Annotated in this window: 13 protein-coding genes; 7 read left to right on the plus strand and 6 right to left on the minus strand. The window is 66.2% G+C overall.

The window, feature by feature from the left end; all coding sequences use genetic code 11:
- Positions 1-20: 20 nt before the first annotated feature.
- The 3 genes from ACFC0O_RS41955 (at position 21) to ACFC0O_RS41965 (ending at position 3,782) form a co-directional block, all read left to right on the plus strand.
- Entirely contained in the window at positions 21-1,991 is a 1,971-nt protein-coding gene (locus tag ACFC0O_RS41955; RefSeq protein WP_375967931.1) for an ATP-binding cassette domain-containing protein, read from the plus strand.
- A gap of 44 nt (positions 1,992-2,035) precedes the next feature.
- Positions 2,036-2,905: a helix-turn-helix transcriptional regulator gene (locus tag ACFC0O_RS41960; protein ID WP_375967932.1), complete on the plus strand. Its 870-nt coding sequence runs from the start codon at positions 2,036-2,038 to the stop codon at positions 2,903-2,905.
- 85 nt (positions 2,906-2,990) lie between these two features.
- Entirely contained in the window at positions 2,991-3,782 is a 792-nt protein-coding gene (locus ACFC0O_RS41965; RefSeq protein WP_375967933.1) for an SDR family NAD(P)-dependent oxidoreductase, read from the plus strand.
- A gap of 141 nt (positions 3,783-3,923) precedes the next feature.
- Here ACFC0O_RS41965 and uvrA read toward each other — a convergent pair whose 3' ends face one another.
- Together uvrA and ACFC0O_RS41975 are read right to left on the minus strand one after the other, a co-directional pair.
- Positions 3,924-6,947, minus strand: coding sequence for an excinuclease ABC subunit UvrA (gene uvrA / locus ACFC0O_RS41970; RefSeq protein ID WP_375967934.1), 3,024 nt, complete (start codon positions 6,945-6,947; stop codon positions 3,924-3,926).
- Between the two features lie 122 nt (positions 6,948-7,069).
- A complete protein-coding gene (locus ACFC0O_RS41975) occupies positions 7,070-7,900 on the minus strand; it encodes a hypothetical protein (RefSeq protein WP_375967935.1) in 831 nt (276 codons plus the stop codon).
- A gap of 177 nt (positions 7,901-8,077) precedes the next feature.
- On the opposite strand from ACFC0O_RS41975, the gene ACFC0O_RS41980 reads away from it, so the two are divergent.
- Positions 8,078-9,808: a GAF domain-containing protein gene (locus ACFC0O_RS41980; RefSeq protein ID WP_375967936.1), complete on the plus strand. Its 1,731-nt coding sequence runs from the start codon at positions 8,078-8,080 to the stop codon at positions 9,806-9,808.
- 41 nt (positions 9,809-9,849) lie between these two features.
- Here the strand turns inward: ACFC0O_RS41980 and ACFC0O_RS41985 are convergent, their stop codons facing one another.
- Complete coding sequence (locus tag ACFC0O_RS41985) at positions 9,850-10,992, minus strand: beta-ketoacyl synthase N-terminal-like domain-containing protein (protein WP_375967937.1); 1,143 nt, start codon at positions 10,990-10,992, stop codon at positions 9,850-9,852.
- Between the two features lie 225 nt (positions 10,993-11,217).
- Between ACFC0O_RS41985 and ACFC0O_RS41990 the strand changes: the two genes are divergently transcribed.
- Entirely contained in the window at positions 11,218-12,552 is a 1,335-nt protein-coding gene (locus ACFC0O_RS41990; RefSeq protein ID WP_375967938.1) for a diguanylate cyclase domain-containing protein, read from the plus strand.
- 179 nt (positions 12,553-12,731) lie between these two features.
- Entirely contained in the window at positions 12,732-15,098 is a 2,367-nt protein-coding gene (locus ACFC0O_RS41995) for a HelD family protein (protein ID WP_375967939.1), read from the plus strand.
- Between the two features lie 63 nt (positions 15,099-15,161).
- On the opposite strand, the gene ACFC0O_RS42000 is transcribed toward ACFC0O_RS41995, so the two are convergent.
- From ACFC0O_RS42000 to ACFC0O_RS42010, 3 genes are all read right to left on the minus strand, one after another.
- Positions 15,162-15,614: a universal stress protein gene (locus tag ACFC0O_RS42000; RefSeq protein ID WP_375967940.1), complete on the minus strand. Its 453-nt coding sequence runs from the start codon at positions 15,612-15,614 to the stop codon at positions 15,162-15,164.
- Between the two features lie 451 nt (positions 15,615-16,065).
- A complete protein-coding gene (locus ACFC0O_RS42005) occupies positions 16,066-16,482 on the minus strand; it encodes a DoxX family membrane protein (RefSeq protein WP_364643213.1) in 417 nt (138 codons plus the stop codon).
- An 83-nt stretch (positions 16,483-16,565) separates the two neighbouring features.
- Complete coding sequence (locus ACFC0O_RS42010; RefSeq protein WP_375967941.1) at positions 16,566-17,429, minus strand: DUF6597 domain-containing transcriptional factor; 864 nt, start codon at positions 17,427-17,429, stop codon at positions 16,566-16,568.
- Between the two features lie 55 nt (positions 17,430-17,484).
- Between ACFC0O_RS42010 and ACFC0O_RS42015 the strand changes: the two genes are divergently transcribed.
- Positions 17,485-17,955, plus strand: a complete 471-nt coding sequence (locus ACFC0O_RS42015; RefSeq protein WP_375967942.1) for a VOC family protein — start codon at positions 17,485-17,487, stop codon at positions 17,953-17,955.
- Positions 17,956-17,960: the final 5 nt, after the last annotated feature.

Raw genomic sequence — 17,960 nt, forward strand, 5'->3', positions numbered from 1 at the left:
CACCTTTCAGAGAGCAAGCCATGCAACTCATCAGATTCCTCATCTCGATCTCCTGGATGCGGATCGCGGCCGTCATCACCGCCGGCCTGATCTGCGGCGCAGCCAACACCTACCTGGTGACGCTGATCCGCGGGGTCGTATCACCCGAACCGCATCCGCAGGTGACCGTATGGGCCTTCGCGGCCACCGGTCTGGTGATCCTGGTGAGTGGCGTGCTCTCCCAGGTGCTGCTGGTGCGGCTGGCACAGGACGCCATCTACCGGCTCCGCGCGGAGCTGAGCTCGGGCATCGTCTCGGCTCCGCTGGAGCATCTGGAACGACTCGGCATGCACCGGCTCATGGCCACGCTGACCGAGGACGTTCGATCGCTGTCGCAGGCGGTCACCGCGATTCCCAGCATCGCCGTCGATGTGGCGACCATCATCGGCTGCTTCATCTTCCTGGTGGTGCTCTCGGGACCGATCTTCGCCATCACGCTGGTCGGCACCATTATCGGAATCTCCTCCGTGGAACTGTTTCTCAAGCGGGTGCGGGTGCTGTACCGCGAGGCGCGCGAGAACGATGACGCACTGCTGCGCTCCTTCCAGGCGGTGACGCTGGGCATCAAGGAACTCAAGCTGCATCGCGGGCGGCGCAGGGACTTCATGGACCGGCATCTGCTGGGATCGGCTCGGGCACTGCGGGATCAGAATGTGGAGGCCGGATCGCGGTTCTCCATCGGACAGGGGCTGGGACAGGGCTTGCAGCTCGCCACCATGGCGCTGATCCTGTTCGTCGTCGCCAAATCCCTTGGCGTGCACCAGGATGTCATGGTCGGCTACGTGCTGGTCACCACCTTCCTGGCGATGCCGATGCAGAACTTCATGCACCGGATTCCGGATCTGCTGCGAGGTGATGTGGCGCTGGCCAAGATTCGCGGCATGAACCTGTCGATGGAGACCGCGCACAATGAATCGCTGCTGCCGTACAGCGATCGGCCCGCGGCCACCGAGGCTCGGTTGGAGCTGACCAATGTCAGCTACAACTACCGGTACGAGGCGCGTTCGCCGATGGACGAGGGGCCGGGTGGACCGCCGCCGGGCACCGGACCGCATCCCGGTGGACGGCCGGAGGCGGCGAATCCCGAAGGCGCGCCGACTCTTCCGGGTGGGGAACCCGGCGGACGTCCGGGCGGTCCGCCCGGCGGACATCCGCCGCATCCGGGTGGTCACCCCGGGGGCGCGGGGGCGCATCGTCCCGGCGGGCCTCCGCCGCCGCGCCGCGGAGCGCATCCCACCGGACCCGATGTGAACGGTCATCGCTGGGTCGATCACGGTAAGCGCGATCCGCGGCCGGTGCCCGTCATGGCGTTGCCGGAGGCGGGTGAAGGCGACGGATTCCGTTTGGGTCCAATCGATCTCACCTTCGAACCCGGTCAGATCACCTTCATCGTCGGCGGTAACGGCAGCGGCAAATCCACGCTCGCCAAGCTGATCACCGGACTGTACGTGCCGCGTTCGGGCACGGTCAGCCTCAATGGCGAACGCATCGACCACGAGAATATCGAGTGGTTCCGGCAGAACACCTCGGCCATCTTCACCGATTTCCATCTCTTCGACGACTACCTCGGCTTCGATCGCCCCGGCATCGATGACGAAGTGCGGCACTATCTCAAGGAATTGCAGATCGCGCACAAGGTGACCGTCAAGGACGGCAAGCTCTCCACCATCGACCTGTCCCAGGGACAGCGAAAGCGGCTGGCGCTCTTGACCGCACTGCTGGAGGATCGCGCGATCTACCTGTTCGACGAATGGGCCGCCGATCAGGAACCCAAGTTCCGCGATGTGTTCTACACCGAGATCCTGGCCGAGTTGAAGGCGCGCGGTAAGACGGTCATCGTCATCACCCACGACGACCGCTACTTCCACCTCGCCGATCAGCTGGTCAAACTCGACTTCGGCAAACTCACCGAGGCCGAGGCCACCGCCGGACTCGCACCCGGCACGGAATAGGGCGGGCGCGGAGTAAGACCGGACCCGTCGTTGTTGCCCGAAGCATGGTCAGCGAATCATCGGCAACGAAGCAGCGGCGACGGGAACAGCTCCGCGATTTCCTGCGCACCCGCCGGGCGCGCCTGACACCCGGCGACGTCGGCCTACCGCCGGCGGGCACGCGACGCACCCCCGGACTCCGCCGGGAGGAAGTCGCCCTGCTCGCCGGCGTCGGCGTTTCCTGGTACACCTGGCTCGAACAGGGACGCGATATCAACCCCTCCGCCGAGGTACTCGAGGCGGTGGGGCGGGCGCTCCAGTTGAGCCAGCCCGAACGGGCCCACCTGTTCGTGCTCGCGGGCCTGAATCCGCCACCCGCACAGCGTGTTCCGGAGTCGCGAGTGAGTGCCGAACTCCAGCAGCTGATCGACGCCTGGACACCGCGACCCGCCATCCTGCGCGACCGGTACTGGAACATCCTGGCCATCAACGACGCCACCCGCGCCGTCTTCGGCTACGACGACAGCGATCAGAACTGCCTGATCACCTTCTTCACCAACGCCCGCTACCGCGGCATCCACGCACATTGGGAGCGAGTCGCCCCGACCATCGTGGCCGCCTTCCGCGCCGAGACCGCGCACCTGCCCGATGATCCGGAACTGCGCCGGGTGATCACCGAATTGACCGCGCTCAGCCCCGAATTCGCCGAATTGTGGGCACAGCACGATGTGGCCGCACCCACCCAGGAGGTCAAGGCCATCACCCACCCCAGCGCGGGTGAACTGTATTTCGACACAACCACACTCGCCGTCATCGACCACCCGGGGTGGTATTTGGAGCTGTACAACCCCAAGGCCGGAACAGGGACGCTGGAGCGGGTGGACGGACTGCTCGCCGAACCGGTGTGGATCCCGGCCACAAGCACGCCGGGATGACGACGGTGCGCATCATCCTGGTGGTGGCGGACCCAGGTTGACTGCGCACTGTTTGCTGGTGGCCGTGCTCGGCAGGCTGAATGCCATGACGCACAGCACTTCTCGATTTCAGGACAAGATCGCACTCATTACCGGCGGTACCAGCGGTATGGGGTTGGCGACCGCGCACCGGCTGCTGGCCGAGGGCGCGAACGTGATCATTACCGGGCGGAGTAAGAAGCGACTCGATGCCGCCGTCGCCGAACTCGAACGGGGACTGCCGGAAGGCGCTGTGGCGGAACGGGTGCTGGCGGTCGTGGGCGATGTGGGCGATCGCGTGGATCTGACCACGCTGGTCGACACCATCCGGCAGCGGTTCGGACGGCTGGACGTGCTGTTCGCCAATGCGGGCATCGGGTCGTTCGGACCGGTCGGAGAGGTGACCGAAGAGGAATTCGATCGGGTGATCGGGGTCAACTTCAAGGGCGTGTACTTCACCATCCAGCAGGCGCTTCCACTGCTGGTGGACGGATCGGCGATCGTGATCAACGCCTCCTGGACCCTGCATCGCGGACTCCAGGGCGCAACCGTCTACTCCGCGACCAAGGCCGCCGTGCACAATCTCGGCCACACCCTCGCGGCAGATCTCGCGCCGCGCCGGATCCGCGTCAACTCGGTCAGCCCGGGCTATATCGAAACCCCGATGTTCCATGAGGCCGTGTCGGTGGACGCCCACGCCGAGGTCATCTCGGCCGTCGCGGCAGCACGCCTCGGCACCGCCGAGGATGTGGCCTCGGCCGTCGCCTTCCTCGCATCACATGAGGCGTCGTACATCAACGGCCAAGACCTCATCATCGACGGTGGTCTGGTCGCGGCCATCCCCGGCGGCATGCTCTGAGAGCCTGCCCGCTGGCACGGCATGAAGGATCTTCCCCCGTCATCCCGGCATGCTTTTGGCCGGGATCCACATCGGCGGGTGATGCAACCGTGGTGTGGATCCCGGCCAAGAAGCGCGCCGGGATGACGGAGGCGGCTGGCGTCAGCGCAGGGCGGCGGCCTTGCGGCGGGCTGCTGCGGCCTTTTTCGCTGCCGCGTCGGCGGGCTTCTTTTCCGCGGTCGTGGTTTTCTTGGCCGTGCTGCTGGCCTTGGCGGCCGCCTTCTTGGCCGGGGCCTTCTTCGCCGGGGCGGTTGCGGCCTTCGGGGCGGGCTGGGCTTCCAGGACCGTCTTCAGGAATTGGCCGGTGTAGCTGTCCGCCACGGCGGCAATGTCTTCCGGGGTGCCTTCGGCGATGACCTGGCCGCCGCCGGAACCGCCTTCGGGGCCCATATCGATGACCCAGTCGGAGGTCTTGATGACATCGAGGTTGTGTTCGATGACGATCACCGAATTGCCCTTGTCGACAAGGCCGTTGATGACCTTGAGCAGCTTGCGGATGTCCTCGAAGTGCAGGCCGGTGGTGGGCTCGTCGAGGATGTAGATGGTGCGGCCGGTGGAGCGCTTCTGGAGTTCGGCCGCGAGCTTGACGCGCTGCGCCTCACCGCCGGACAGGGTCGGCGCGGGCTGGCCGAGGCGGACGTAGCCGAGGCCGACGTCCACCAGCGTCGCCAGGTAGCGGTGGATGGAGGTGACCGGTTCGAAGAATTCGGCGGCCTCCTCGATCGGCATATCCAGGACCTCGGCGATGGTCTTGCCCTTGTAGTGCACCTCGAGGGTTTCGCGGTTGTAGCGCGCGCCGTGGCAGACCTCGCACGGGACGTAGACGTCGGGCAGGAAGTTCATCTCGATCTTCAAAGTGCCGTCGCCCGAGCAGGCTTCGCAGCGGCCGCCCTTGACATTGAAGGAGAACCGGCCGGGCTGATAGCCGCGCACCTTGGCCTCGGTGGTGGCGGCGAACAGGGTGCGGATCTTGTCGAACACGCCGGTGTAGGTGGCGGCGTTCGAGCGCGGGGTGCGGCCGATCGGCGACTGATCGACCTGCACCAGCTTGTCCAGATGATCGAGACCGTTCACGCGGGTGTGACGACCCGGAACCTGGCGCGCACCATTCAGTTTATTGGCGAGCACGGTCGCGAGAATATCGTTGACCAGCGTGGACTTACCCGACCCGGACACACCCGTGATCGAGGTGAGAATGCCCAGCGGGAAATTCACATCGATATTCCGCAGATTGTGTTCGACCGCGCCCACCACGGTGAGCTGCTTCTTCTTGTCCATCGGCCGCCGAATCAGCGGCACCTCGATGCTCTCGCGGCCGGAAAGGTATGCGCCGGTGAGGGATTTGGGATCGGTCAGCAGACCCGGATACGGACCGGAGTACACCACCTCACCACCGTGTTCACCGGCGAGCGGGCCGATATCGACCACCCAGTCCGAGGCGTGAATGGTGTCCTCATCGTGTTCGACCACGATCAGCGTATTGCCGAGAGTCTTGAGCCTGGTGAGGGTTTCGATCAACCGGCGATTATCGCGCTGATGCAGGCCGATGGACGGCTCGTCGAGGACGTACAGCACGCCGACCAGTCCGGAACCGATCTGGGTGGCGAGCCGGATGCGTTGCGCCTCACCACCGGAAAGCGTTGCGGCGGCACGGGACAGCGACAGATATTGCAGGCCGACATCGAGCAGGAAGCCCAGCCGCGCCTGAATCTCCTTGATCACCTGCGCGGCGATCGCGGCCTGCCGGTCGTCCAAGGTCAGCGAGTTCAGGAAGTCCGCGGCATCACCGATGGACAGGTCCGAGATATCGGCGATGGAGCGGTCCTGCTCCCCCGCGCGCAGCGTGACGGCCAGGATCTCCGGGCGCAGGCGCGCGCCATTGCAGACCGGGCACGGGATATCGCGCATGTACCCGTCGTAGTACTCCTTGGCCGATTCGGATTCGGTGTTGTCCATGCGCCGCTGCAGGAACGGCATCACACCTTCGAAATCGGCGTAGTACGAACGCTTACGGCCGTACCGGTTGGTGTACGAGACGTGCACCTGTTCGGAACTGCCCTCCAGCACGGCCTTTCGGGCCTTGGGCGGCAGATCCTGCCAGGCGGTGTCCATGGAGAAGCCCATCGCCTCGGCCAGGCCGGACAGCAGACGGGTGAAGTATTCGGCGGTCTGCCCGCGCGACCACGGCGCGATCGCGCCCTCGCCCAGGCTCAATTCCGCATCGGGCACAACGAGATCCGGATCGACCTCTTTGCGAATACCCAGACCGGTGCAATCGGGGCAGGCACCGTACGGCGAGTTGAAGGAGAACGAGCGCGGCTCGAGATCCTCGATATCGAGCGGATGCCCGTTCGGGCAGGCCAGCCGCTCGGAGAAGCGACGCTCGCGATCGTGCGCGTGCTCATCGCGATCCACGAAATCGAGCACCACGACACCGTCGGCCAGCCGCAGCGCCGTCTCGATCGAATCGGTCAGGCGCTGTTTGGATGTCGGCTTCACGGCGAGACGATCGATGACCACCTCGACATCGTGTTTCTCCTGCTTCTTCAGCTTGGGCGGATCGGTCAGCGGGTACACCACGCCGTCGACCCGCACACGCGAATAGCCCTGCCCGTTCAGCGATTCGAAGAGATCCACGAATTCGCCCTTGCGGGTGCGCACCACGGGCGCGAGCACCTGGAACTTGATGCCCTCCTCCATTGCGAGCACCTGATCCACGATCTGCTGCGGCGACTGCTTCTCGATGAGATGACCGCAGGTCGGGCAGTGCGGGGTGCCCGCGCGCGCGAACAGCAGGCGCAGATAGTCGTAGACCTCGGTGATCGTGCCGACCGTGGACCGCGGATTGCGGTTGGTCGACTTCTGATCGATGGACACCGCGGGCGAGAGGCCCTCGATGAAATCCACATCGGGCTTATCCATCTGCCCGAGGAATTGCCGGGCGTACGCCGACAGCGATTCCACATAGCGGCGCTGACCCTCGGCGAAGATGGTGTCGAACGCCAGCGAGGACTTACCGGACCCGGACAACCCGGTGAACACGATAAGACTGTCGCGGGGTAGGTCGAGATCGACCCCTTTCAGGTTGTGCTCCCGCGCTCCACGCACCGTCAGGCGATCCGCCACCGGCCATCCTTCCAACGTTTCGGCATCAAGACATACCCCCGACGCCATGCTAGGCGTGCCCACCGACAAGTTCGGTTACGCACGCGGAAACGCTGGTCAGATGAAGGAAATTGCGCGCGAGGTCACTCCGGGACGAGTCGGTCCGTGAACCACAACGACTGTTCGGACCCGGATTGTTCCGGGATGTTCCGGCGCACACACGGCACCACGATCGCGCGCGGCTGTAAACCGCGATCGCGCGGGCGCTCCTCCGAGCCCGCCGCGGTGACCAGGGCCAGGTCACCGTCGAATCGGCGGTACAGCAGCCGACCCCGATGGGTGTCCGGATCGGTGTAGAACAGGTACGGCGATCCGCCCAGGCACAGTCGTGCGGCGGCCTCGTCCTCGTGCAGTGCGGGCACGCTGTCGCGATGGCGGCGCACCGGCCGCACACCTTCGGCGCCGTTCCAGCACACCACCGCGTCCGCGCCGGTCTCGGCGTCGATATAGAGGTGCGCGTCGAAATCCATCGCGTCCAGGATCCGGGCGGCCGCGCCGGCGGTGGACACCTGTAGTCGGCAATCCTTGCGCCGCACGATCGGGCGCGGATCGGTGACCAGGGCCAGCGCGGGCCGCGCCGGATCGGGCCAGGGCCGGGACGCTTCCTCCGGTGGGCAGCCCAGCCGCAGGTCCAGGCGCTCCAAAGCGAAGGTGGTCGCGAAGCGTCCCGGCCCGGCGACCTGTACCCGGAACGCCTTCCCCAGCGTCCGGATCGATATTTGGGTCAACGTTTGCTCATCATCGGAGTCGGGCCAGTGCAGGCGTGCCCGCACCGGCCCTTCCACCCCGTGGCGCCGCAGGATTCTGCCCAGTCCGCGCACCACGCGGGTCACTTCGGCGGCCGGTACGGGCCCGCGCGTGGTCACCACGAAATCCTCGTCACTTCCACTGGACCACACATCGAATCCGCCCATAGCCGACCCACTTTCCCGATTCCGACCCGGCAACCCGCTCCTATGACAACACGCTCGCGTACGTGGCCGACAGGGGCGAAGGTCCCAATCCGGGCTATTTTTTGGAAATTCTTCCGCTAAAAAGTTGGCGGATGGTTGCATGGGGTGGAATCGGTTGCCGGACAAGGCAGGACGAGCATGCACGAGACGCACCGCACGGGCCCCTACTCCGTACGCGACACACTGTCCCAACTGCGGTTACGGGAATTGCTGACCGAGGTCAAGGACCGCGTCGAGCAGATCATCGACGCCCGCGATCGCATCGACGGACTGGTCGAGGCGATGCTCGCGGTCACCTCCGGACTCGACCTCGATCAAACCCTGCGCACCATCGTGCGCGCGGCCACCAGCCTGGTCGACGCCCGCTACGGCGCGCTCGGCGTACGCGGGCACGATCAGCAGCTGACCCAGTTCATCTATCACGGCATCGATGAACCGACGCGGATGCTCATCGGCGCGCTGCCGGAGGGCAACGGGGTGCTCGGACTGGTCGCCGAACAATCCAAACCCATTCGGCTGGACGACCTTACGCGGCATCCGGCCTTCGTCGGATTTCCCGAACACCATCCGCCCATGCGCACCTTCCTGGGTGTGCCGGTGCGCATTCGCGGTGAGATGTTCGGCAATCTGTACCTGGCCGAGAAATCCGGCGGGCACCCCTTCACCGAGGACGACGAGGTGCTGATGCAGGCGCTGGCCGCGGCCGCCGGTATCGCCGTCGACAATGCCCGGCTCTACGAATCCGCGCGCACCCGGCAGGCCTGGATCGAGGCGACCCGCGATATCGCCACCGAATTCCTCGCCGATACCGATCCCACCAAAGTGCTCGCGCACGTGGTGGAACACGCCCGCGAACTCACCGCCTCCCAGCGCGCGCTGCTCGCGGTGGTCGCCGATCCCGAGACACCGCCCGAGGATGTCACCGAACTGGTGATCGCGCAGTGGTCCGGACCGGGCGGCGGTGCGGACGGTAAGACCGTGCGCACCATCGGCACCGCGGTCGGGCACGCGCTGACCACCCGCACCCCGCTGCGCTTCGACGATGCCCGGCAGGTGGATCTGGGCAAGACCATTCCGGGGATCGGACCGGCGCTGGTGCTGCCGCTGCACACCCCCGATTCCACGCTGGGCGTGCTGATCATCCTGCGCGCCGCCGAATCCAGTCCGTACCCGGACGAATTGGTGGAGCTCATCGCGGCGTTCACCGATCAGGCCGCGCTGGCAATGCAATTGGCGGTGGCGCAGCGGCGCATGCGTGAACTCGACATTCTCACCGATCGCGATCGGATCGCCCGGGATCTGCACGATCACGTCATCCAAAGGCTCTTCGCCATCGGGCTCTCACTCCAGGGCACGGTGCCGCGCGCCCGCGTTCCCGAAGTGGCGCAACGGCTTACCGACACCATCAACGATCTGCAGGATGTGGTGGAGGAGATCCGCACCTCCATCTTCGATCTGCACGGCGGCAACGGGCACAGCACCCGGCTGCGCCAGCGCCTCGAGCGGGCGATCAAACAGCAGACCACGGCCACCGGGATCCGCGCGCTCATGCATGTGACCGGACCGCTGTCGGTGGTCGAACCCGCGCTCGCCGATCACGCCGAAGCCGTTGTGCGCGAGGCGGTCAGCAATGCGGTGCGGCATTCGGGCGGCGACACCATCACCATCGATATCGGGGTGGCGGACGATCTCACCATCGTGGTCGCCGATAACGGCTGCGGTATTCCGGACGGCATCACACCCAGCGGGCTGACCAATCTCGCGCATCGCGCCGAACAGTCCGGCGGGCGGCTCGCGGTCTACCCGCAACGCGATACCGCGGGCGAGCAGACCGGCACGAAATTGAATTGGTCGGTCCCGCTGCACTGAACGAGCCCGTCGACGCGGATCCGGTTGTCCCCGAATCGGGCTCAGACCGGGCCCAGCACCAGCGCGGAGTTGTTACCGCCCATACCGAGCGCGGTTTTCAGGGTGACGCCGTCACCGCCGGAGATCACGCCGTCGACCAGGCGGGCGTGCGCGGGCGCGACGATCGGCGCCGACACCACCACACCGCGGTCGTATCCCATTGCGACGGCGGCTACTTCGACGCCCGCCGAGGCCGCCTGGCAGTGCCCGGTCAGCGGTTTGGTCGCGCAGACCAGCGGCTTGTTCTCGAAAAGTTCGGCCAGCAGCGCGGTTTCGGCGTCATCGCACTGCTGGGTGCCCGAACCGTGCGCGTTCAGATACGCCACCTCGTCCGGTCGCACCGCGGCGTTGGCCAGGGCGCGGCGCACGCATTCGAAGATGTGCTCGTGCGAAGGCTCCACGGAGATCACGTGATAGCCGTCATTGGTCATGGCCCCGCCCAGCACCGCCGCATAGGGCCGGTCCGCCTCGCGGGTCACCACGAACGCGGTGGACGCCTCACCCCAGCTGAAACCGCGACTGCCCTCCTGGAACGGGCGGCAGGCGACGAGCGGTTCCACATCGGTGACGGCCGCGCCGAGGGATTCGAAGTGCTCCACCATGTCCGGGGTCGCGGACAGATCCGACGCGACCACCACCACATCGTCGGCGATGCCCTGCGCCAGCCACAGCTGCGCGGTGATCAACGCCGCGTTGGCCGAGGAGCACGCCGCGGTCACATTCATGGCGGGGCCGTGGAAACCGAACTCCCGCATCAGGTTCGCATTCGGGGTCGAGGGCAGTAATCGCAGATAGTCGCGGGCGCGCCGATGCCCGTGATCCTCGACATAGAAATCCCGCCACTCGTACACATTGCCGAGCACGATGGCGTGCAGCAGACCCACGGTGCGACCGGGCCGCCAGCCGCGCGCGGTGGCGTCGGCGACGGCCTCGCGCACCGATTCCTGCACCGCGCGCACATAGCGGCTGGGGCCGATTTCCGGATCACCGCCGTCCGGCACGCGGGCAACCCATCCGTGCCGATCGCGTTCGGGGCCGTACCCTGGATGCAACCGGGCTGCGGGCTTACCGCTCAGCAAACCCTCCCAGAGGGCTTCTCGACCCCAGCCGTACCCGGTGACGGCACCGATTCCGGCAATGGTCATATGATCTTGGTGCTGTATCGCAGTGTTCGGAGCGGGGTTGGTGCCAGGCATTGCATCGATCCTTCCCAGAGCCGGTGCCTGTAATGATCACCACCAACAGGCCGATGCTGTGCGGAACTGTGATTGATCCAATACGTTCGGCGCGGTTTCCAGCAAACCCCGCCGCTCACACCATAGTGCCGTGCTCCAGCGAAGCGTTTCAACGACGACCAGGGGGTGCTTGAGGTGGTTGGTAACGATCGGGCAAACTCCCCGACCGATGCCGAACAGCTGGCCCAGCGGTACCGCACGCTGGTGGAACACAGCCCGGACGGGGTTGTGGTCCACGAACGCGGCACGATCGTCTACGCCAATCCGGCCATGGTGCGGCTGCTGGGGGCCACGGAGATCGACGAAGTAGTCGGACAGCCGGTCACCAATTTCGTGATGGCGCGCGATGTGCCCGCCATGCTGGAACGCATTCGCAGACTCACCATCGCCGGAACCGCTTCCGAGCCCGCCGAATTGGTGCTCGTGAAGATCGACGGCAGCACCGTCGAAGCCGAAACCGTCTCGGTGCTCACCGCCTGGCATGAACGACTCGCCTATCAGGTGGTGGTGCACGACCTCACCCCGCAACGACGCGCCGAGGCCGCGCAGGCACGCGCCGAACAGTTCTTCACCACCGTGGTCTCGCAATTGGAGGAGGGCGTGGTGGTCATCGACCGGGACGGGCGCATCGAATCCGCGAATCCGGCCGCGCGCCGCATATTCGGTTATGACGCCGACGATCTCGTGGGCACGCATCTCAACGACATACCGCTGTGCCTGCTCGACGCCAACGCCCAGCCCATGCCGCCGTCCTGGTATCCGGTGATCCGCACGCTGGCGACCGGAGAAACGGTGACGCGCTTCGTATTCGGGGTGGACCGGCCCGACGGGCAGCGGCGCTGGCTGTCCGCGAGCAGCCGGTTGCTCAATCCCGAGGACCCGAATTCACCCGCGGTGTCATCGTTCAACGACATCACCGAATTCCGGGCCAGCCGAAGGCAATTGGAGTATCAGGCCACGCACGATCCGCTCACCGGGCTGGCCAATCGGGCGCTGGTGCTGTCCCGGCTGGCGGGGGCGCTGGGCACCAGCGAGGCGCTGCCGGTATCCACGGTGCTGTTCATCGATCTGGACGGTTTCAAGACCATCAACGACACGCTCGGGCATGCCATCGGCGATACCGTGCTGCAGATCGTGGCGCAGCGGCTGCAGCGCGGGCTGCGCTCGGACGACATCGTGGGGCGCATCGGCGGAGACGAATTCCTGGTGCTGCTGTCCGGGCGCACCCTCGGCGAGGATTTGGAGGCGCTGGTCACCAGATTGCGGCAGACCATGGCTGAGCCGATCATCGCGCGCGGGCATCGCATCCAGGTGAACGCCTCGATCGGGATCACACCGCTGCATCCCGGTGACGGGCGCACCCCCGAAGCCGTGCTGCACGATGCCGATCTGGCCATGTACCGGGCCAAACCGCCCGGGCACCGGGACACCACGCTGAGCCGTCGCAGTGATTCCACGCATGCCTCCTGAACCGATGCGCCGACCCGGTTTCCGCGCCACACGTCACGGTTGACCTGCCGGTACGGCGCGTCGGGCAAACGGGAACTAGACTCGATAACTCTGTTCTCGATGGTTCGCGCGCTGTGCGCGTATAGCACCGCGTGGTGACAAGGAGTTCCGTTTTGCCCGACCTCACCGAGGAGCGTTCTGTGTCCGCGTCCAGTTCCGATGCCAAGACCGCGGCGGAACTGGAACGCGAACAGCAGCACCTGACCCTGCTCTACGAGCGGCTCGACGGAATGCGCGAATACGCGCAGCGACGACTGCGCACGGTGCTGCTGGAAACCGGCGGCACACCGCAGGCCCGCAGTGAACGGGAATCGTTCACCCAGCTGTATTCGGAGGATCTATCCAAGTACGACGCGGCCGAGCACGGATTGTGCTTCGGCCGCATCGATCTCGCGCCCGAGAGCGCGGACGGCTCCGGAGACGGGGACGGCCCTTCGGGCAACGGGAGCTCCGGTAATGGGAGTTCGGCGAACGGGGACGCCGCGCCCGAGAGCGAGCGCCGGTACATCGGGCGCATCGGCATTCTCGACGAGGCCGCCGATTACGAGACGCTGCTGCTGGATTGGCGCGCGCCCATGTCGCGGCCGTTCTACCTGGCCACCACCGCCGCACCGGACGGGGTGACCAGGCGGCGGCATATCCGCACCCGCAATCGCAAGGTCACCTCGGTCAACGACGAATACCTCGATCTGGAGACCGCCCGCCGCGACGGCGTCATCAACGATGACGGCGGCGTGGGCAGTGAGAGCGCGCTGCTGGCCGCGCTCAATGCCGCCCGCACCGGGCATATGAACGACATCGTCGAGACCATTCAGCACGAGCAGGACGCCATCATCCGCTCCGAGCACAAGAGCGTGCTGGTGGTGCAGGGCGGGCCGGGCACCGGCAAAACCGCCGTGGCGCTGCATCGTGCGGCATACCTGCTGTACACCTACCGGCAGCAGCTGGACAAGGCTGGTGTGCTGATCATCGGGCCGAACTCGACCTTCCTGGATTACATCGGGCAGGTGCTGCCCTCGCTGGGTGAGACCGGGGTGCTGCTGTCCACCATCGGCGATCTGTATCCGGGAGTGCGCGCCACGCTGGAGGATTCGCTGCGCGCCGGGGAACTCAAGGGTTCCCTGGACATGCTCGAGGTGCTCAAGAAGGCCGTGCGGGATTGGCAGGAGATTCCCAAGGATCCGATCCGGCTGCACTTCGACGGGCGCGAACTCACCCTGGATCGGCGCATCGTCACCAAGGCGCGCGGGCGGGCGCGGTCCTCGCGGCGACCGCACAATCTGGCGCGACCGATCTTCGCGGCGGGCGTGGTGGACGCGCTCACCGATCAGCTGGCGCAGATCATCGGCGCGGATCCGCTGGGCGGGCGAAACCTGTTGAGCCAGACCGATCTCACCGAGATCCGCGATGAGATGCGGGCCGATGCCGATATCCAGCGCGCCATCGCCGGACTGTGGCCGCTGCTCACCCCGCAGGACGTACTGGGCGGGCTGTGGGCCGATGCCAAACGACTCGCCAACGCCGCCTCGCAGTTGAGCCCGGAGGATCGGGCCGAACTGGCGCGCAGCGATAACGGTGAATTCAGCGCCGCCGACGCGCCGCTGCTGGACGAGCTCGCCGAACTGCTCGGCATCGACGACAGTGAGGAGCGTGAGCGCTCCCGCCGCCGCTGGCGCGCCCAGCTCGCCGAGGCGCAGGACGCCCTCGATATCCTCACCGGCTCCGCACCGCAGGATCTCGAGGATGAGCTCGATCCCGAACTGCTCATGGCGTACGACCTCATCGACGCCAGTCAGCTCGCCGAACGCCAGCAGGTGCGCACCAGCCAGACCACCGCCGAACGCGCCGCGGGCGACCGCACCTGGACCTACGGGCATGTCATCGTCGATGAGGCGCAGGAGCTTTCGGAGATGGCGTGGCGAATGGTGATGCGGCGCATTCCGAATCGCTGGATCACCGCCGTCGGCGATGTGGCCCAGACCGGTGATCCGGCGGGCGCGTCGTCGTGGCAGCAGGTGCTGGAACCCTATGTGGCCAAACGCTGGAAGCTCACCGAGTTGACCGTCAACTACCGCACCCCGGCGGAGATCATGGCGGTAGCGGCGGATGTGCTCGCCGAGATCGATCCCGGTGCGGCCATTCCGCGATCGGTCCGCGATTCGGGCTTCGAACCCGCCGCGCATCGAGTCACCGCCGGGCAACTCGCCGATGAGGTGGGCCGCCTGGTCACCGCCGAGGCCGAGCACCCCGGCACCACCGCGGTCATCGTGCCGCACGAACTGGCCGCGAAACTCGCTCACCTGGCGACGGATTCGGCCCGCGTGCTCACCGTCCACGATGTGAAGGGCCTCGAATTCGACGCGGTCATCCTCGTCGAACCCCGGCAAATCCTGGACGAATCCCCCCGCGGCATGAACGACCTCTACGTGGCCCTGACCCGCGCCACCCAGCGCCTGGCCGTGGTGCACACCGAGGATCTACCCCCGGTACTGAATCGCCTGGCCTGACGAGACCCCGGACAAAGCGAAGCGGCCGTGACCAACTGGTCACGGCCGCTTCGTCGTTCAACGTCAGCGCACGGTGTGCACGATCAGTACGTCGCTGCGGGATTTGCGGGCCACGTCCGAGGGGACGGAGCCGAGCAGGCGACCCGCGAGGGTGTTGAGGCCGCGGTTACCGACGACGAGCAGGTCGGCGTCGACTTCCTTGAGCAGGGCGAGCAGGGATTCCACGGGCTCACCGACGACGGCCTTCTCGACCACGTTGGCGGCGCCGGCGGCGGCGGCCTTATCGCGTGCGACGCGCAGGATCTCGCTCGTCGGCGCGGAGCCGCGCACCTGGTAGGCCTCGTCCTTGAGCACGTCGGCGGCGGCGGCGACATCACGGTCATCCGTCGGGTAGTACGCGCAGGCGATGTACAGCGTCGCACCCTCGTCGCCGGCCAGAGCCGCGGCCCGCTCGACGGCGACGTACGACGAGTCCGAGCCATCGGTACCGACGACAATCGTCCGGTAGGCGGTCATTCTCTCCTCCAAGTACAAGGGTCGGGGTCGTGGCGTCCACCTTCGTGGTTACCGCCTCGACAACTGCGCCTGACAATAGCGGCATAACCGGCGGAAATTTTCGATATCGCCCCACATCACACTCGCGTGCCGTGCCGGATACAACGCACATTCTGTGACGTCGGCCGATAGGGCCCGCACTACCAGCGAATTCGGCGGGCGTTTGTGAGACCTCCCAGAAATCGCCAACCGCATTGCGCGCCTGGGACTTTCATCACAACGGCGAAATTCGCCCGGATACGGCGCGGCCCATCCGGTGCGAGGCGCGCACCGGATGGGCCGTGAAACCGCTACCTCACAGCTCGTGATAGTCGGCCCAGAACCAGCCGAGAATCACGCTGAGGATGGTCATCCTCGCTCCTGTCGCTACGGCCGATCATTGACGCGCAATACTAACGCGCCGGGCCGGGCATCAGAGGCTGAAAAGCGGTCCGGTCAGCGTCAATCCGAGATCGTGGCCGACATAGGCGAAGAAGGCGAAGAGCATGAGCGCCGCGCCCGCCAGCGACAGATCCTTATTGAACGAGATCATCTCGGTCTGCTTGGCCTGCGGATCGGTTTCCTTCCAGAACGCGTGCATGATGAACGCGGTCGGGACCAGGAAGATGACCAGCAGCAGGGCGCCCAGATCCGCCCAGACGCCGAGCAGCACGCTCAGCCCGCCGAGCAGCAGCAGTACCCCGGAGCCCAGCACCGACAATCGGGCTGCCGGAACCCCTTTGAATTGCGCGTACTGCGCCATGGCCTCGGACTGGGTCAGATGCCCGACCGCCGAGGAGAGGAACAGTAGAACGAACAGGATCCGTCCGATCAATACCAGCACATCCATGGCCCGCTCCTTAGTCGATTCCTGCCATAGGGTGATACGGCAACCAACCACATCAGGGGCGTGCACATTCCCGATCTTGCTGTTCAGGAGGGTAGCGAGGTCTTGGCGTATTCCAGCGGAGGCATTCCGATCTCGGTCGCGAACTCGCGGGAGAAGTGCGCCTGATCGAAGTAGCCGAGGTCCAGTGCCAGCGCGGCCAGATCCGAGCTGCGGCCCTGCGCGAGCAGATGCGCGCCGTCCTGGAGGCGGAAGCGGCGCAGCACCCATTTCGGGCTGACGCCGACGTACCGGCGGAACAGGCGTTGCAGGGTGCGGATCGGAATGTCGAAGAGTTCGGTGACCTGGTCGACGCGGGTGAGATCGCGATCGGATTCCATCGCGTCGATAATGCTCAGCACCAGGTGGTAGGAGGTGTCGTCGGCGACGGCGCGGCGGTCGATGGCCTCGATGAGGAAGTCCTCCACCAGCTTTCGGCGCTGTTCCAGCTCGGTGGCGCCCAGCACGCGTTCGGACAGGCCCGCCGCATCGGGCAGCACCTCGGTGACCGGGAGCGCGGTATCGCGCAGCGCCCCCACATCCATTCCGGTGAACGCGCCGAACCCGCCGGAACGGAACTTCACACCGAAAGTGTCACCAACACCGGACAATTCGCGCACATACTTGGTGGTCCAGACGCCGGTGACGAAACCACCGCGCCGATCGTGCGCGTTCTCGAAGGTCAGGTTCACCACCGGAAAGCCCAGCACCTCGGCCGTATACGGCGGCAGGCCGGTGCGATCCCAGTGCACCGACCAGTAGAACTCGACGTAGCGCGCGACCTGCTCCCCCGCCGGCAAACGGGCGTGATTGCTGGCCGCGATCTGTTCACGCGGGCGCAGGATGCCCTTGGCGGTCTCCGGCGGCGGCACCGGGCGGCGGCCCGGCGGCGGCGTATCAGCGCTGGTCATGAGGCTGTCGCTTTCTTACAAGATCCGCGGCGGCAGGACGAGCAGAGTGATCGCCATGAGCAACGCAGTGCATCCGATCCCGGAGAACTACCACTCCATCACCTGCTACCTGACCGTCCCCGACGGCAATAGGGCCCTGGACTTCTATACGACCGTGTTCGGCGCGAAGGTGGTGAGCCGCAACGATCTTCCCGACGGCCAGCCCGCGCACGCCGAACTGCTGATCGGCGACTCCACCATCCAGGTCGGCATGCCGATTCCGGAGAGCGGTCTCATCGCCCCGAATGGCGAGACCCTGAACACCAGCATCGTGCACTACTGCCCGGATGTGGACGGCGTCATCGAACGCGGCCGCGACGCGGGGGCGCGCATCGCGGACGAACCGGCCACCTTCGTCACCGGTGACCGCTACGCCGTCCTCTACGACCCCTTCGGCTACCGCTGGGTCTGCATGACCCGCGTCGAGGACGTCCCCCGCGAAGAGGCCGAGCGCCGCGTCAACGAATGGATGGCCCAGCAGGGCTGAATCGC

Origin of the sequence: Nocardia sp. NPDC056100 (assembly GCF_042266325.1) — a bacterium.
GTDB lineage: Bacteria > Actinomycetota > Actinomycetes > Mycobacteriales > Mycobacteriaceae > Nocardia.

Excerpts from the sequence above, each read along its gene's own strand:
- ACFC0O_RS41985 (WP_375967937.1), bottom strand. The coding sequence starts at position 10,992 with ATGACCATTGCCGGAATCGGTGCCGTCACCGGGTACGGCTGGGGTCGA.
- ACFC0O_RS42005 (WP_364643213.1), bottom strand. The coding sequence starts at position 16,482 with ATGGATGTGCTGGTATTGATCGGACGGATCCTGTTCGTTCTACTGTTC.
- ACFC0O_RS42010 (WP_375967941.1), bottom strand. The coding sequence starts at position 17,429 with ATGACCAGCGCTGATACGCCGCCGCCGGGCCGCCGCCCGGTGCCGCCG.
- ACFC0O_RS41975 (WP_375967935.1), bottom strand. The coding sequence starts at position 7,900 with ATGGGCGGATTCGATGTGTGGTCCAGTGGAAGTGACGAGGATTTCGTG.
- ACFC0O_RS42015 (WP_375967942.1), top strand. The coding sequence starts at position 17,485 with ATGAGCAACGCAGTGCATCCGATCCCGGAGAACTACCACTCCATCACC.
- ACFC0O_RS41955 (WP_375967931.1), top strand. The coding sequence starts at position 21 with ATGCAACTCATCAGATTCCTCATCTCGATCTCCTGGATGCGGATCGCG.
- ACFC0O_RS41965 (WP_375967933.1), top strand. The coding sequence starts at position 2,991 with ATGACGCACAGCACTTCTCGATTTCAGGACAAGATCGCACTCATTACC.
- ACFC0O_RS41980 (WP_375967936.1), top strand. The coding sequence starts at position 8,078 with ATGCACGAGACGCACCGCACGGGCCCCTACTCCGTACGCGACACACTG.
- ACFC0O_RS42000 (WP_375967940.1), bottom strand. The coding sequence starts at position 15,614 with ATGACCGCCTACCGGACGATTGTCGTCGGTACCGATGGCTCGGACTCG.
- ACFC0O_RS41960 (WP_375967932.1), top strand. The coding sequence starts at position 2,036 with ATGGTCAGCGAATCATCGGCAACGAAGCAGCGGCGACGGGAACAGCTC.